Origin of the sequence: Enterococcus sp. DIV0183 (assembly GCF_050541505.1) — a bacterium.
Taxonomy (GTDB): domain Bacteria; phylum Bacillota; class Bacilli; order Lactobacillales; family Enterococcaceae; genus Enterococcus; species Enterococcus faecalis.
Window position 1 is genome coordinate 1,342,835 of sequence record NZ_CP172932.1, and the last position, 15,636, is coordinate 1,358,470.

Annotated in this window: 14 protein-coding genes and 1 pseudogene; 11 read left to right on the forward strand and 4 right to left on the reverse strand. The window is 37.3% G+C overall.

Annotated features, from left to right (window positions below; genetic code table 11):
* Window positions 1-9: 9 nt before the first annotated feature.
* Window positions 10-630, reverse strand: a complete 621-nt coding sequence (lexA, locus tag IGK72_RS06650) for a transcriptional repressor LexA (RefSeq protein WP_002357566.1) — start codon at window positions 628-630, stop codon at window positions 10-12.
* Between the two features lie 150 nt (window positions 631-780).
* Between lexA and IGK72_RS06655 the strand changes: the two genes are divergently transcribed.
* A complete protein-coding gene (locus tag IGK72_RS06655) occupies window positions 781-1,023 on the forward strand; it encodes a DUF896 family protein (protein WP_002382327.1) in 243 nt (80 codons plus the stop codon).
* Between the two features lie 71 nt (window positions 1,024-1,094).
* Window positions 1,095-3,089 carry a transketolase gene (tkt, locus tag IGK72_RS06660; RefSeq protein ID WP_002360299.1) on the forward strand — a complete coding sequence of 665 codons (1,995 nt, stop codon included), beginning with the start codon at window positions 1,095-1,097 and terminating at the stop codon, window positions 3,087-3,089.
* 36 nt (window positions 3,090-3,125) lie between these two features.
* On the opposite strand, the gene IGK72_RS06665 is transcribed toward tkt, so the two are convergent.
* Window positions 3,126-4,331 carry an MFS transporter gene (locus tag IGK72_RS06665; protein ID WP_010777641.1) on the reverse strand — a complete coding sequence of 402 codons (1,206 nt, stop codon included), beginning with the start codon at window positions 4,329-4,331 and terminating at the stop codon, window positions 3,126-3,128.
* 354 nt (window positions 4,332-4,685) lie between these two features.
* Here IGK72_RS06665 and IGK72_RS06670 point away from each other — a divergent pair, with 354 nt between their 5' ends.
* The 4 genes from IGK72_RS06670 (at window position 4,686) to IGK72_RS06685 (ending at window position 8,927) form a co-directional block, all read left to right on the forward strand.
* Window positions 4,686-5,546: a glucosaminidase domain-containing protein gene (locus tag IGK72_RS06670; protein ID WP_002357562.1), complete on the forward strand. Its 861-nt coding sequence runs from the start codon at window positions 4,686-4,688 to the stop codon at window positions 5,544-5,546.
* 228 nt (window positions 5,547-5,774) lie between these two features.
* Window positions 5,775-6,707: a cysteine synthase A gene (cysK, locus tag IGK72_RS06675; protein WP_070415841.1), complete on the forward strand. Its 933-nt coding sequence runs from the start codon at window positions 5,775-5,777 to the stop codon at window positions 6,705-6,707.
* Window positions 6,708-6,845: 138 nt separating this feature from the next.
* Window positions 6,846-7,289, forward strand: coding sequence for a Fur family transcriptional regulator (locus IGK72_RS06680; protein ID WP_002357560.1), 444 nt, complete (start codon window positions 6,846-6,848; stop codon window positions 7,287-7,289).
* A 297-nt stretch (window positions 7,290-7,586) separates the two neighbouring features.
* Window positions 7,587-8,927: an NADH oxidase gene (locus IGK72_RS06685; RefSeq protein ID WP_002361833.1), complete on the forward strand. Its 1,341-nt coding sequence runs from the start codon at window positions 7,587-7,589 to the stop codon at window positions 8,925-8,927.
* 50 nt (window positions 8,928-8,977) lie between these two features.
* On the opposite strand, the gene IGK72_RS06690 is transcribed toward IGK72_RS06685, so the two are convergent.
* Window positions 8,978-9,586, reverse strand: coding sequence for an NUDIX hydrolase N-terminal domain-containing protein (locus tag IGK72_RS06690; RefSeq protein WP_002360295.1), 609 nt, complete (start codon window positions 9,584-9,586; stop codon window positions 8,978-8,980).
* 233 nt (window positions 9,587-9,819) lie between these two features.
* Between IGK72_RS06690 and IGK72_RS06695 the strand changes: the two are divergent.
* Both IGK72_RS06695 and IGK72_RS06700 read left to right on the forward strand, forming a co-directional pair.
* Window positions 9,820-9,924 (forward strand): annotated as a pseudogene (locus tag IGK72_RS06695) (GNAT family N-acetyltransferase); the annotation flags it as partial.
* Between the two features lie 19 nt (window positions 9,925-9,943).
* Entirely contained in the window at window positions 9,944-10,471 is a 528-nt protein-coding gene (locus IGK72_RS06700) for a GNAT family N-acetyltransferase (protein WP_002357555.1), read from the forward strand.
* A gap of 54 nt (window positions 10,472-10,525) precedes the next feature.
* Here the strand turns inward: IGK72_RS06700 and IGK72_RS06705 are convergent, their stop codons facing one another.
* Window positions 10,526-11,344, reverse strand: a complete 819-nt coding sequence (locus IGK72_RS06705; RefSeq protein WP_002357554.1) for a helix-turn-helix transcriptional regulator — start codon at window positions 11,342-11,344, stop codon at window positions 10,526-10,528.
* Window positions 11,345-11,480: 136 nt separating this feature from the next.
* Here IGK72_RS06705 and IGK72_RS06710 point away from each other — a divergent pair, with 136 nt between their 5' ends.
* The 3 genes from IGK72_RS06710 (at window position 11,481) to IGK72_RS06720 (ending at window position 15,514) form a co-directional block, all read left to right on the forward strand.
* Window positions 11,481-13,229 carry an ABC transporter ATP-binding protein gene (locus IGK72_RS06710; RefSeq protein ID WP_002357553.1) on the forward strand — a complete coding sequence of 583 codons (1,749 nt, stop codon included), beginning with the start codon at window positions 11,481-11,483 and terminating at the stop codon, window positions 13,227-13,229.
* The gene (locus IGK72_RS06715; protein ID WP_002360293.1) at window positions 13,222-15,000 is read left to right on the forward strand and encodes an ABC transporter ATP-binding protein; all 1,779 of its coding nucleotides are present in this window, start codon (window positions 13,222-13,224) and stop codon (window positions 14,998-15,000) included. The genes IGK72_RS06710 and IGK72_RS06715 overlap by 8 nt, the downstream gene beginning before the upstream one ends.
* Window positions 15,001-15,088: 88 nt before the next feature.
* Window positions 15,089-15,514 (forward strand): 8-oxo-dGTP diphosphatase, encoded by a 426-nt coding sequence (locus IGK72_RS06720; protein WP_002394459.1) that lies wholly within the window; start codon window positions 15,089-15,091, stop codon window positions 15,512-15,514.
* Window positions 15,515-15,636: the final 122 nt, after the last annotated feature.

A 15,636-nucleotide genomic window follows, 5' to 3' on the forward strand; every position in this document is an offset into this window, starting at 1 on the left:
CTTTTTTTATTAAATATGATTGCGATATAAACCAACAACTTTACCTAAAATTGTAACGTTATCTAAAAGAATAGGCGCTAATGCATCATTTTCAGGCTGCAAGCGGATATGATCTACTTCTCGGAAGAATCGTTTACAGGTTGCTTCATCTTCATCGGTCATTGCGATTACGATGTCGCCATTATTGGCATTCGATTGCTTACGAACAATCACTTGGTCGCCATCTAGAATACCTGCGTTAATCATACTTTCTCCTCGAATCGTCAACATAAATAAAGCATTTTCTTCTGTACGTAAATCAGGAGGTAACGGGAAGAAATCTGATGCTTCTTCCACCGCTAAAATTGGTTCACCAGCAGTTACGACACCTAACATCGGAATAGTTGTCGGTTGAATCCCGATCTTTTCCAAGCCTTCTGGTGTTAATTCGATTGCTCGCGGTTTTGTTGGGTCACGTAAGATTAGACCCTTTTTTTCAAGACGAGCTAAATGTCCGTGAACGGTAGAAGTTGAGGATAAATCAACAGCCTTCCCAATTTCGCGAACGGTTGGCGGATAACCCTTTAATTCGACTTGTTCGTATATATATTTAAGTACTTCTAATTGTCTTGTTTCTGTACGTTTCGCCAAAACCCGCACCTTCTTTCAATTGATAAAATTAGTGTACCATAAAATGCGAACGAAATCAAACAAGCGTTCGTGTTTTATAAATATCAGAATATAGTTGTTTTTTTAAGGCAGTTCTTATAATATAGACAGTGAGAGTAAGGAGGGATTTTGATGTTATCGAAAGAAAAAATTGCCCGTATAAATGAATTAGCGAATAAAGCAAAAGTGGAAGAACTTAGTGCGAAAGAAAAAGTCGAACAACAAGAATTACGTAAAGAGTATTTAGAAGCATTTCGTGGAGGGATGCGTCACCATATCGAAGGAATGAAGGTCGTGGATCAAGAAGGGACCGATGTGACTCCTGAAAAACTAAAAAAAATTCAACGTGAAAAAGGACTTCACAACAGAAAGTAATTGCTTTCATTGTCGAAATAAGCTACACTATGAATAAAGGTAAAAAAAACCTAAATTAGGAGATGATTTTTTTGTTTGACAAGACAGATCAATTGGGCGTTAATACAATCCGGACATTAAGTATTGAAGCCGTACAAAAAGCGAACTCAGGACATCCTGGTTTACCAATGGGTGCTGCCCCAATGGCGTATGCACTTTGGACAAAACATTTAAAGGTGAACCCAACAACTTCTAGAAACTGGGTTGATCGTGATCGTTTTGTACTTTCAGCAGGCCACGGCTCTGCAATGTTGTACAGCTTATTACATCTATCAGGATACAACGTAACAATTGACGATTTGAAAAATTTCCGTCAATGGGATAGTAAAACACCAGGGCATCCAGAAGTGCACCACACAGATGGTGTTGAAGCAACAACGGGACCTCTAGGACAAGGGATTGCTATGGCTGTTGGTATGGCAATGGCTGAAGCGCATTTAGCTGCAACTTATAATCGTGATAGTTTCCCTATTATGGATCATTATACGTACGCAATTTGTGGTGACGGCGATTTAATGGAAGGTGTTTCCCAAGAAGCAAGTTCAATGGCTGGTCATATGAAATTAGGTAAATTAATTGTCTTGTACGATTCAAATGACATCTCATTAGATGGACCAACTTCTAAAGCCTTTACTGAAAATGTTGGGGCTCGTTATGAAGCATACGGATGGCAACATATTTTAGTTAAAGATGGCAATGATTTAGATGAAATAGAGGCTGCGATTGAAGCGGCTAAAGCTGAAACAGATAAACCAACATTGATTGAAGTTAAAACAGTCATTGGTTACGGAGCACCAAAAGAAGGAACTTCTTCCGTTCACGGCGCTCCAATTGGTGAAGAGGGCATTACAGCGGCTAAAGCTGTTTATGGTTGGGAATATCCTGACTTTACTGTGCCAGAGGAAGTCGCTGCTCGTTTTAAAGAAACGATGATTGACGAAGGCCAAAAAGCTGAAGAGGCTTGGAATGAGATGTTTAAGAACTATGAACATGCGCATCCAGAATTAGCCAAACAATTTAAAGAAGCTTTTGCCAACCAATTACCTGAAGGTTGGGAACAAGAATTACCTAAATATGAACTAGGAACAAGTGCCGCAAGTCGTGTAACAAGTAAAGAAACGATTCAAGCTATTTCAAAAGTTGTTCCAAGTTTCTGGGGCGGTTCAGCTGATTTATCTGCCTCAAATAATACAATGGTTGCTGCAGAAAAAGATTTCGAACCTGGTCAATACGAAGGCCGTAATATTTGGTTTGGTGTTCGCGAATTTGCAATGGCTGCAGCAATGAACGGGATTCAATTACACGGTGGTAGTCATGTTTATGGCGGGACATTCTTCGTCTTTACTGACTACTTACGTCCAGCAATCCGTTTAGCCGCTTTACAAAAAGTTCCTGTAACTTACGTCTTAACGCATGACTCTGTTGCGGTGGGTGAAGATGGGCCAACACACGAACCAATTGAGCAATTAGCAAGTGTTCGTTGCATTCCAAATGTTCATGTGATTCGTCCAGCAGACGGCAATGAAACTGTTGCTGCTTGGAAAATTGCTATGACTTCTACGGAAACACCAACTATTTTAGTTCTAAGTCGTCAAAACTTACCTGTTTTAGAAGGAACGTTAGAACACGCTTCTGATTCTGTTCAAAAAGGTGCTTATGTATTGTCACCACAAAAAGGTGAACAACCAGCAGGGATTTTAATTGCGACTGGTTCTGAAGTAAATCTAGCAGTGGAAGCACAAGCTAAATTAGCGGAAGAAGGCATCGATGTATCTGTCGTGTCAATGCCAAGTTTTGATTTGTTTGAAAAACAATCTGCTGAATATAAAGAAAGTGTGTTACCTAAAGCTGTGACAAAACGTGTGGCAATTGAAGCTGCAGCAAGCTTTGGTTGGGAACGCTATGTAGGAACGGAAGGCAAAACAATTACAATTGATCACTTCGGCGCTTCTGCACCTGGCGGTCTAGTTCTTGAAAAATTCGGCTTTACTCCTGAAAATGTGGTTAATACCTATAAATCACTATAAATAAACATTAAAAAACCTGAATGCTTGTGATAGCATTCAGGTTTTTTTGCTCCATTTCTTTTTGGGAGCAAAGAGCATAAAGTGAAAAAATAATGCGAACAATTGGAACCCAATACCAGTTAAAGTAACACCAGACCAACCATAGTTTTGCCACATTAATGTACCAATCAATGAACCCAGTGAACCGCCGATGAAATAGAAAAACATAAAGACGGTATTGTTACGATTGCTGGCTTCTTCTCCCAAATTTTGGACGCGTGTTTGATTGGCTACTTGCCCAAATTGAGTACCGATATCTAAAACAATAATTGCTAAGATTAGTAAGACCACATGTGTTCCACCTAGAAAAAGTAAGATAAAACTACCGAACTGCATCAACAGGCCAATCAAAACAATCTTCCGTTCTGGATAATAATCGGATAGACGACCAATGATGGGTGCTACGAAAGCTCCTGATAACCCAAAAATTGCTAGAATACCGACTTCTTTCGGTCCCCAATAATAAGCTGGACTACTAACAAAGAAAATTAATGTAGACCAAAAGATTGAAAAGGTTGCAAACATAAAAAAGCCATTGACAGTTGCTTCTCTTAACAAAGGTTGCGATTTGATTAGCTTAGGAAGACTTTTCAAAGAACCTAAATAAGTTAATCGATTTGAAGTTTGAGTATGTATCACTGTTTTGGGCAATTTTAATTGAAGTAGAACGACCAATGCTAACACGAATATTACGGCGATTAAGTAGACTGTTCGCCAAGAAGCTGCACTAGCAATGAAACCCGAGATCGTTCGAGACAATAAAATTCCTGTCAATAGTCCGCCCAGCATTCGACCTGTTACTTTACCACGGTTCGCTGGTCCCGCCATGACCGCAGCATAAGGAATAATAATTTGGGCGACAATAGAGAGCAGCCCGATAAAAAAAGAAGAGAGTGCAAAAAGGAGAAAACTTGGTGCAAAAAACGCAGCACTTAGAGACAGCGAGGAGAGCGCGGCTACTCGAATGATTAATTTGCGGCGATCAACGACATCGCCTAATGGAACAAGAAAAAGTAAGCCTAGCGCATAGCCTAATTGGGTCAGCATAGTAACAAAACCAATAGAACCAATACTGACTTGAAAGGCCTGAGCAATTTGGGTGCCAATTGGTTGAATATAATACATATTGGCGACCACAACCCCGCAAGTTAACGCTAATAAAAACGTCACTTGATTTGTTAAACCCGATTGTTGTTTCTTCATCTAACCCCCTACATTTCTATGTAATTCATTTTGTAATACAACAACTACTCGGTAATAGTTGTTTTGACTACAAAAACAGACTTCTCTTATAAAGTTTGTTCAAAAAGTGACAAGTCCATTAAAAAGTTTATCACAATAAATAAAGAAAAGTAAGAGGATAAATAACAAAAATCTCATCAAATTGAAAAGAAGAAGTGGTTGTTTTCACAAGTGTGAAGAGGGTTAATTAAATACAAACAAGATTTCAATTACATTACAGAAATTTTAAAACTCAAAATTTAATACGTTTATTTCTTGTTTCAATAGGAAATTAACGGTAAAATAGAAAAGTGAGACAGTGAGGAGGAAAAATGAATGAGCGAACAGTTAACAAGAAGTAGTAAACATATTCAAAAAGCTCTTAAAAAGCAAAAAGCTTATAAACGTGCTACCGCCGTTGCGGGGACTTCAATGATTTTAGCACCTGTGGTTGGTGCTGCGGTACCTGCCCAAGCAGAATCAAGCCAGCAAGCATTTATTAATGAAATCGGAAATTCAGCAGCAGCCGTTGCCAATAGCAATGATATGTATGCTTCCGTCATGATTGCTCAAGCGTTGCTAGAAAGTAGTTATGGTAGTTCTGGGTTAGCATCTGCACCGAACTATAACTTGTTTGGTGTAAAAGGAAGTTATAATGGACAATCTGTTTATATGCCAACAAAAGAATATTTAGACGGACAATGGGTGACCGTCACAGCAGCATTTAGAAGTTATAATTCTTATGCGGAATCGTTCCAAGATCATGCCAATGTTATTCGTTCCACTGCTTTTGGGGATACATACCATTATTCTGGCGTTTGGAAGAGTAATACTAGCAGTTATCGCGATGCAACAGCCGCTTTAGCTGGAAGTTATGCAACTGATCCAGGCTATGCCGAAAAATTGAATTGGTTAATTGAAGCATATAATTTAACTCAATATGATTGGGGAGCACCAGTCGCTCAAACCACTAGTTATTCAGATACAACGGGAACCGTTGATACAACAATCGATACAGCGGCTTCTGCAACAGCAACAGCAGAAACTGTAGCTAGTCAAAGTTACACTGTCGCAAACGGCGACACATTGTGGGACATTGCTGCACGTTTTGGAACGACAGTTGATAATTTAATGTCACTAAATGGATTAACATTGGATTCTGTTTTATCGGTGGGTCAAACCATCCAAATCGGTTAATTTTGCAATTATTTAGTTGAAGAAGGACCTTACAAAAGCGGCAGTTTTTGTAAGGTCTTTTATCGTGAAAATAGGTAGTGCCAGCAGCAATTATTGGATGAGTATAATCCGTTTTTTTATTTAATTTTTCACAAACTAAAATTCGTTTTTCTGGTAGAAATCGTTTTTTTGAGCTATGCTTAGAGAAAGAATTATTATATTGTTTGTAAAATTGGAGGATGTAGGATTATGACTAAAGGTTATGTAAAATCAGTAACAGAGTTAATTGGTCAAAGCCCAGTTGTGAAATTAAAACGGATGGTACCAGAAGCAGCTGCAGATGTTTTTGTTAAACTAGAGTTCTTTAATCCTGGTGGCAGTGTGAAAGATCGAATTGCTTTAAGCATGATCCAACAAGCCGAAGCAGATGGTCGCCTAAAACCTGGACAAACGATTATTGAGCCGACTAGTGGTAATACAGGCATTGGGTTAGCAATGGTAGGTGCTGCGTTGGGATATCCAGTTAAGATTGTGATGCCAGATACTATGAGTATTGAACGCCGCAAATTAATGCAAGCATATGGGGCTGATCTATTATTAACCCCTGGTGCCGAAGGAATGAAAGGGGCAATTGCAAAAGCTACAGCATTAGCAGAAGAACACGGGTACTTCATGCCTTTGCAATTTAATAATCCAGCTAATCCAATGGTACATGAACAAAAAACAGGAAAAGAAATTGTTGATGTCTTTGGTAAACGTGGCTTAGATGCGTTTGTTTCTGGTGTTGGCACTGGAGGAACCGTTACAGGAGTTGGCCATGAATTGAAACGGATTTTTCCAGATATTGAAATTGTTGCAGTAGAACCAACAGAGTCGCCTGTTTTAGAAGGTGGCGAACCGGGTCCACATAAAATCCAAGGAATAGGCGCTGGTTTTGTCCCAGAAGTTTTAGACACCACCGTTTATCAAAAAGTTGCCGCTGTTTCTAGTGAAGACGCATTAGAAACTGCTCGTTTAATGGGGCCAAAAGAAGGTATCCTTGTGGGGATTTCAGCAGGGGCAGCAATTAAAGCTGCCATTGATTTGGCAGTCGAATTAGGCGCAGGCAAACGTGTCTTAGCGCTGGTTCCAGATAACGGTGAACGTTATCTTTCGACAGCTCTTTACGAATTTCCAGAATAAAAAACACGCCAAAAAACGAGCATTTCTCTTAGTTTAGTAAAATGCTCGTTTTTTCCACGAGAATCCTACAATAATTCTTGTCAATCGTAATAAGAAATAGTATTATTTAAGAAAGATAGACAGGGGAGGGATACAAAGATGGACAACGTATTGGTTAAAAATGCACTTGCTGAATTAAAAGAAGCCAATATCCGAATTACTCCGCAACGTTATGCTATCTTGGAATATTTAATCGAAAATCATACACACCCAACAGCTGATGAAATTTATCGCGCACTAGAAGATCATTTTCCAAATATGAGTGTAGCAACGGTTTACAACAATCTACGTTTATTTACTGAAATCGGTTTCGTTCAAGAAATGAGTTATGGCGATGCATCTAGTCGTTTTGATTTTAGTTCGAAGAAACATTATCACGTGATTTGTCAAAAATGTGGTAAAATCGTTGATTTTCATTATCCAGGGTTAGAGGACGTTGAAATGGCCGCTAGTAAATTAACAGGCTTCGAAATTAATGAACATCGTTTAGAATTATATGGATTATGTCCAGATTGCCAACAAGCACAACAGGAGAATGTGTAAAAAATTACATACTGTTAAAAATTTATCAAAAGATAAGTCACTTGTCTAGGCAAATTTCACAAGCGTAAGAGTTTTCACTCTTATGCTTGTTTTTTTGTGTGGTTATTGACTTTTAAATTCTTAAAAACAAAAAATTAACTAGCTATTATTAAGAATTAGCAACAGTTTGTGAATTTTTTTATATGCGATTCACAAGCATAGAACTCGAATAAGCTTGATTCCTCTGATATATTTTAAACAGACAGAGGGAGACGTCACCTCTGCAAAACAAAGATTGTGAAAGAAGGGATTTACAACATGAAAGTCGTAGTCGTAGGATGTACCCATGCTGGAACTTCAGCAGTTAAAAGTATTTTAGCAAATCACCCGGAGGCGGAAGTCACTGTATATGAAAGAAATGACAATATTTCCTTCCTATCTTGCGGAATTGCCTTGTACGTTGGAGGCGTAGTTAAAAATGCTGCTGATTTATTTTATTCAAATCCAGAAGAACTGGCTTCTTTAGGAGCAACAGTGAAGATGGAACACAATGTTGAAGAAATCAACGTGGACGACAAAACTGTTACAGCGAAAAACTTACAAACGGGCGCAACTGAGACCGTTTCTTATGATAAATTAGTGATGACAACTGGTTCTTGGCCAATTATTCCACCAATTCCAGGAATTGATGCTGAAAATATTTTATTATGTAAGAACTATTCACAAGCCAACGTGATCATCGAAAAAGCGAAAGATGCCAAACGTGTCGTTGTCGTTGGTGGCGGTTATATTGGTATTGAATTAGTAGAAGCTTTTGTAGAATCAGGTAAACAAGTTACTTTAGTTGACGGGTTAGACCGCATTTTAAATAAATATTTAGATAAGCCATTCACAGATGTTCTAGAAAAAGAATTAGTTGATCGTGGCGTTAATTTAGCTTTAGGTGAAAATGTCCAACAATTCGTAGCAGATGAGCAAGGAAAAGTAGCAAAAGTCATTACACCAAGTCAAGAATTCGAAGCAGATATGGTGATTATGTGTGTTGGTTTCCGTCCAAATACAGAATTATTAAAAGATAAAGTTGACATGTTACCAAATGGTGCAATTGAAGTCAATGAGTATATGCAAACAAGCAATCCTGATATTTTTGCTGCGGGTGATAGTGCAGTTGTTCACTACAACCCAAGTCAAACAAAAAATTATATCCCATTAGCAACGAATGCTGTTCGTCAAGGTATGCTAGTAGGTCGTAATTTGACTGAACAAAAATTGGCTTATCGTGGCACACAGGGAACTTCTGGCTTATATTTATTCGGTTGGAAAATTGGTTCAACAGGTGTGACAAAAGAAAGTGCCAAATTAAACGGACTAGATGTCGAAGCAACTGTTTTCGAAGATAACTATCGTCCAGAGTTTATGCCAACAACTGAAAAAGTTCTGATGGAATTAGTCTATGAAAAAGGAACACAACGCATTGTTGGTGGTCAATTGATGTCTAAATATGATATCACACAATCTGCCAATACTTTATCATTAGCGGTCCAAAATAAAATGACTGTCGAAGATTTAGCGATTTCTGATTTCTTCTTCCAACCACATTTTGATCGCCCTTGGAACTACTTAAACTTATTAGCCCAAGCCGCTTTAGAAAATATGTAATTAATAATGATAGAAAAAGGATGAAGAACAGAAGTTCTTCATCCTTTTTGTTAGTCACTAAGCGCTCCAGTTGTTTGGTTCATTAATGCCATTAATTGCTCTTTCGTTGTTCGTTTGATAGAAAGAGGGGGGAGATTATCTAAAGAAAAATAAGCACAATTCGAGGTTTCAATGTTTTTTTCAAAGGGATGGTTTTCTAAAATCTCACAAGAAAAGATCATTTTATAGTACTGAAATAGTTGAGGAATGTCTTTTCGTTTATCTGTATCATAAACAGCAAGCAATTCTTTTGCTGTAACAACTAAGCCAGTTTCTTCCAATACTTCTTTTTCAATATTTTCTTTAGGGGAGCAGCCAATTTCGGCATAGCCACCAGGTAATGACCATTCTTTGGTCCGTAAATCTTCAACTAATAAAAAACGATTCTCTTTTTTTATCAAACCGCGAACATCTACTTTCGGTGTTGGATAACCTTCCTCTTTAGTTAAGATTTTTTCTAAGTCGGGCAAGACAGTCGCTTCGTGTCCGGTTGCGCTAATAAGTTGTAACGTAAGTTCCCGTAGTTCTTGGTAACGTTCTTGATCAAAAGCATCTTTCCCGTAAAAAAGACCTGCATCTGCCAATGCTAGCAACCGCTTATAGGTGTTCAGATAATCCATATACGCACGCTCCTCATAGACTTAATACGTTTAGTTTAACAGAAAAAAATAAAGGAAGGGCAGATTTAGCGAGAAAAGGCGTCGTTTTAAGGAAATAATAAAGAATAAATGACTAACTTACATTTTTAAACTACCTATGCTATTATTTAATAAAAAAGATTGGGTATACAATAATTTTATTATGTAAACAAAGCAAAAAGATTGACGTCATTCGCTAGACAGGTTAATATCATACTATTCGTTTTTACGAATCATTGGGTTTTAAGCGCCTTGAGGTTTTTCCGACATTATGGGACGCTTGGAATCCTTGTTTAATTTTAATTAAACAGTTGATTTAATCTACAAAGGAGTTTTAGTATGTCAGTATTTATTAGAGAGTGTACCGTCGCAGACGTACCAGAATTAGAGGCCATTTGCCAAGAGACTTTTGCAGATACTTATGGAGATGGCGAAAACGAAGAGGATTTACAGGCACATTATGAGAGGAAATTTAGTCCAGCAGTTTTAGAAAGCGAAATCTTACATAAAGATTCGCAATATTTCTTTGCTTTTTATAATAATGAACTTGCAGGTTATGTGAAATTAAATCACGGTGATGCTCAGATTACCTATCAACATCCACAAGCGTTACAAGTTGAGCGCATTTATATTCGTAAATCTTTTAAGCGTTTAGGCTTGGGCAAACATTTGATTACGAAAGCAATTGAATTAGCAGAAGAAGCAGAAAAAGAGACGGTTTGGTTAGGTGTTTGGGAACATAATCATCCAGCGCAAAAATTTTATCAATCATTGGGCTTCGTCAAAACAGATGAACATGATTTTTATATGGGAAATGAACGCCATACCGATTATACAATGACGAAACAGTTAAAAGAGTCAACGTAAAGCAAAAACAAGGAAACGGACGCAATGAAGCCGACGATTCCTTGTTTTTTTATCTTAAAATTGTGAAGGAGATTTTCCATAATATTTTTTGAATAATTTACTAAAATGATAGGCATCTTCGTAACCAACCGTTTTTGCTACTTCTTTGACACTTAAGGAATCATTTTTCAGCAATTCTTTCGCATGGTTTAAGCGGATTTGAATTAAATAATTGATTGGCCCAACGCCTGTGGCCGCTTTAAAGGTTTTCGACAAATAAGTCGGGGTCACATATAGCATTTCAGCTAACTGTTCCAAAGTAATTTCTTCGTCATGGTGCGTTTCCAGATAATAAATCGTATGATTGACTAAATTTCGTTTTCTTTTTTCCGTTTTCGATAGCCGAGTTTCAATTTTATTTTCTTGATCAACTGCTAAGCTTCTTAAAATATAAACCAATAGTTCAATAACTAAAGCTTTAATTTGTAACGCTGATTCAACTTCTTGATGGTTTAATTCATGAACAATTTGCCAAGCTTTTTCTAAAAAAGCACCATGTAAATGACTTAAATCTAATAAAGCTGATTTATTTGGAAATACGTTTCGCGCTAAGCCTTCTAAATAGAGATTTGAAATGCCAATGTGTAGTTGATGTGAGTAAGTTCCTGCTTTTTGTTGCTCACCATGTTCCGTTCGCGGATTAAAAAGAAACACCGTACCAGCAGTGGCATGGTACTGTTGCCCTTGAACAATATATTCAGATTCACCTTCTAAAAGAATAGATATTTCCAGAAATTCATGATGATGACAATTATAAGGGTGGGTCTCTTCGTTCCAAGGATCGAAGGCATATAAAATTTCAGGATTAAACGTTCGACTATTTGTGTAGTTCATAAAAAATCACTCCTACTTGTATCCGCTTTCTATACTATATTGTACATCAAAATATACAAGAATGCCCATTTCTTTTCCTATAAAAAAACAGTAATCTTATACACGTCCATAAAAACAAGAGAGAGTAGGGGAGAAAATGAATAGTTTTGAATGGATTTGGCAATATGCTAAAAAAAATAAGAATAAGTTACTGCTAGCTGTTATTTTTGTCGTTATTAACGCTATTTTAATTGTTATTATTCCATTGTTATCTGGCAGAATTGTAGACCAAGTAATCAATCAGGGGAAAACTGAAGAGCTTGTCCCAATTCTTGGGATTATGATTGGAGTGACCGTTATTCGGACAGTTGTTCGTTATAGTTATCAAGTCTTGTTTGAATCGGTTGGACAATCTGCGTTATTTGACTTAAGAAAAGATATGTATGTCAAACTTCAAGAATTAGATTTTGATTTCTTTAATCATACACGTGTTGGCGACATTATGGCGCGAATGACAGGGGATACAGACGCTATCCGCCATTTTGTTTCTTGGGTCACTTATAACCTCTTAGAATGTATTTTATGGTTCATCGCAGCCGTGATTGTGATGGGGACGATCAATTGGCAATTGATGCTAGCATTAATTTTAATTACACCTTTGATTTTTCTGTTAACACAAAAAATGTCGAAGGAATCGCATCCGGTATTTTTTGAGATCCGGGAAAGTTTTTCTCGGCTAAATTCGATGGTCGAAGAAAATATTGGTGGAAATCGGGTGGTTAAAGCTTTTTCTCAAGAACCTTATGAAATTGAAAAGTTTAACAAGCACAATGAAGACTATAAAAAATGGAATATGGCTTCTGCAGATGTCTCAAAAAAATATTTACCGTGGTTAGACGGTTTTGCAGGTAGTTTAAATGTTATTGCCTTAGTTCTTGGTGGCCTCTTTGTAATTCAAGGTCGGATGACAATTGGTGATTTAGTGGCCTTTAACGGTTTTCTCTGGATGTTGAACATGCCGATGCGAATGAGTGGCTGGTTGATCAATGATGTGCAACGCTTTACGGCATCGTCCATTAAAATTCGTCAGTTATTAGCAACGAAACCGAAGATTCCCATTGCTCGGGAAAAAGAAGCAGAACCAATCCAAGGCTATGTGACGTTTGATCACGTGTCCTTTCATTTTTCAGATGATCCAGAAACCCCCATTTTATCGGATGTTTCATTTTCAGCAAAACCTGGTGAAACAATTGGTATTTTAGGGGAAACTGGTTCAGGCAAAACCACTTTAGTTAACTTAATCGCTCGGTTCTATGATCCAACAAAAGGCACTGTTTATATTGATGGAAAAGATGCTAAAAGCTATTCTGTTCGTAAATTGCGAGAAAATATCTCCATGGTTATGCAAGATGTCTTTCTTTTTTCCAATACAATAGAAGATAACATTGCTTTTGGTAACACATTGGCTAACTTGGAACAAGTGCAAATGATGGCTGAAATTGCTGATGCTCATAGCTTTATTTCCAGAATGCCCGAAGGTTATGCAACAATTGTTGGTGAACGCGGCGTTGGCCTATCTGGTGGCCAAAAACAGCGGATTTCACTGGCCCGTGCCTTAACCAAAGATCCAGCTATTTTAATTTTAGATGACACAACTTCCGCTGTTGATATGGAAACAGAATCAAAAATTCAAAAAGAACTAGGTCGTTTGACGGAAAAGAAAACGACATTTATTATTGCCCACCGAATTTCTTCTGTGAGAGAGGCCAATTTAATTTTGATGATGGAAAAAGGCCGTGTGGTGGAAAGCGGTACGCATAGCGAATTAGTCGAACAAAAAGGCAAATATTTTGACGTATATCAAAAACAATTAGGTCTGACAAAGGAAGGTGAGTCGCGTGGCTAGAAATACGTTTGATGTAGATGAGACTTTAGAAAAAGAATTTAATTGGTCCCACTATAAACGATTAGGCGCCTATATTAAGCCTTACAAAAAAGCTGTTTTTAAAACATTATTTGTCATCATATTAGCTAATCTGGCAAGTATGTTAGGCCCTTACTTTACTAAAATTGCGATTGACCAAGTAATTCCACAAAAGAATCTCTCGTTACTCTTGATACTAGGGGCTATTTTCCTATTTTCCTTGGTGATTATTGGTTGGTGTATGCGTTATCGGATATATGCCATCACAGAAATTGGACAAGATATTTTAAAAGATATGCGTTTTTCAATTTTTGAGCATCTACAAAAATTACCATTTTCTTACTTTGACAGTCGGCCGCATGGAAAAATCTTAATTCGGGTGGTCAATTACATCAATACGTTAAGTGATTTATTAAGTAACGGATTGATCAATTTAATTTCTGATTTATTTAATGTGATTATCACCTTAATCTTCATGTTATTTATTGATGTGAAATTAACCTTATACAGTTTGCTGCTATTGCCTGTGTTGTTCGTGATGGTTCTATTTATCCAAGGGAAACAACGGAAAGCTTACCAAGAGCTTAGCAATAAACAATCAAACTTAAATGCCTATATTCATGAAAGTATTTCAGGAATTAAAATTACACAATCTTTTGCACGAGAAGATGAAAATTTCCAGATTTTTAACGAGGTAAGCGAAGAATATCGTCAATCCTTTATGAAAGCTGTGCGTGTCCAGTATTTATTATGGCCAGCAGTGCAAAATATATCCGTCATTACGACTTGTTTTATCTATTTCGTAGGAATCCGTCAATTAGGTGTGTCCGTTACCACTGGGACGCTAATTGCTTTTATCGGTTATATCAATAACTTTTGGAATCCAGTCATCAATATTGGTAACTTCTACAATTCTCTGATTACTGCAACTGCCTATTTGGAAAGGATTTTTGAAACGATGGATGTTGTTCCAGAAATTCAAGATGCGCCGCACGCTATTGAGTTGCCGCCAATTAAAGGAACCGTCGACTTTCAGCATGTTTATTTCCGTTATGAAGAAGGAAAAAATATTTTGACCGATGTTAGTTTTCATATTGAGCCAGGACAAACAATCGCCTTGGTTGGGCCAACAGGTGCGGGTAAAACAACAATCATCAATTTGTTAAGTCGTTTTTATGATGTGAATGAAGGGGCCGTTAAAATTGATGGTTATGATGTTCGCGATGTGACACTCCGTTCGTTAAGAAAACAAATGGGGGTAATGCTTCAAGATACGTTTATTTTTTCAGGAACGATTATTGAAAACATTCGGTACGGAAATTTAGCAGCCACAGAGGAAGAAGTCATCCAAGCCGCAAAAATTGTTCGTGCGCACGACTTTATCAAGGATTTAAAAGATGGCTATGAAACAGTTGTGGAAGAGCGGGGTAGTACACTCTCGGCAGGACAACGCCAATTAATTTCATTTGCTCGTGCTTTACTGGCAGATCCCAAAATTTTAATTTTAGACGAAGCAACCTCCAGTATTGATACAAAAACAGAAGAATTGTTACAAGAAGGACTACAACAACTTCTGAAAGGACGGACATCGTTTATTATTGCTCATCGACTTTCTACCATCAAAAATAGCGATAAAATTTTCTATATTGATGGTGGTCGTATTGTGGAAGAAGGATCTCATGATCAACTAATGGCAAAACATGCGTTATATCATCATTTATATCAATCGCAATACGACTTATTAAAGAGCTAGATGATAAAACAGAGAAAATTCTTAGTTGAATCTTTCTCTGTTTTTCTGTATCGTAACCTTAACAAAGGAAAAAATGATGAGGTGCCAAATGAAACGGAATTTTGAAGTGGAATTAACAACATTATGTATGATTAGAAATCAGAAAAATGAAATCCTTGTGCAAGAACGACAAAAAAAGGATTGGCCTGGTTGGACGTTCCCTGGCGGACATGTTGAAAAAAACGAGGGCATGGAAACAGCCATGGTTCGCGAACTCCTTGAAGAAACAGGATTAGTGCTGAAGCCACAATTAGTAGGTGTTGCAGAATGGCTGAATGATTGTTCAGGTGCGCGGGAATTAGCCACATTATTCATTGCAGAAACAGCGGATGAACTACCAGAAGAAACGGAACAACCCTTGTTTTGGGTCACTGAAAAAGAATTGCGAGAAGGTCCTTTAGCTGGCAGTTTAGCAGAACTTTTCCCAGTATTTTTTGGCGAAAAGCAATTTTATTTTAAAAATAATACAGCTTAATGATTCAAACCTAAAAGATTAAATCAATCCCACTTATTAAAAGAGAGGAAATCTAAAATTAAACATTGCTATTTATAAGCAATGTTTGCTATTCTTAATAAAAGGGAATTAATTTTTTATAT

Excerpts from the sequence above, each read along its gene's own strand:
- IGK72_RS06710 (WP_002357553.1), top strand. The coding sequence starts at position 11,481 with ATGAATAGTTTTGAATGGATTTGGCAATATGCTAAAAAAAATAAGAAT.
- IGK72_RS06705 (WP_002357554.1), bottom strand. The coding sequence starts at position 11,344 with ATGAACTACACAAATAGTCGAACGTTTAATCCTGAAATTTTATATGCC.
- IGK72_RS06690 (WP_002360295.1), bottom strand. The coding sequence starts at position 9,586 with ATGGATTATCTGAACACCTATAAGCGGTTGCTAGCATTGGCAGATGCA.
- cysK (WP_070415841.1), top strand. The coding sequence starts at position 5,775 with ATGACTAAAGGTTATGTAAAATCAGTAACAGAGTTAATTGGTCAAAGC.
- IGK72_RS06670 (WP_002357562.1), top strand. The coding sequence starts at position 4,686 with ATGAGCGAACAGTTAACAAGAAGTAGTAAACATATTCAAAAAGCTCTT.
- IGK72_RS06685 (WP_002361833.1), top strand. The coding sequence starts at position 7,587 with ATGAAAGTCGTAGTCGTAGGATGTACCCATGCTGGAACTTCAGCAGTT.
- IGK72_RS06700 (WP_002357555.1), top strand. The coding sequence starts at position 9,944 with ATGTCAGTATTTATTAGAGAGTGTACCGTCGCAGACGTACCAGAATTA.
- IGK72_RS06665 (WP_010777641.1), bottom strand. The coding sequence starts at position 4,331 with ATGAAGAAACAACAATCGGGTTTAACAAATCAAGTGACGTTTTTATTA.
- IGK72_RS06655 (WP_002382327.1), top strand. The coding sequence starts at position 781 with ATGTTATCGAAAGAAAAAATTGCCCGTATAAATGAATTAGCGAATAAA.
- IGK72_RS06680 (WP_002357560.1), top strand. The coding sequence starts at position 6,846 with ATGGACAACGTATTGGTTAAAAATGCACTTGCTGAATTAAAAGAAGCC.
- IGK72_RS06720 (WP_002394459.1), top strand. The coding sequence starts at position 15,089 with ATGAAACGGAATTTTGAAGTGGAATTAACAACATTATGTATGATTAGA.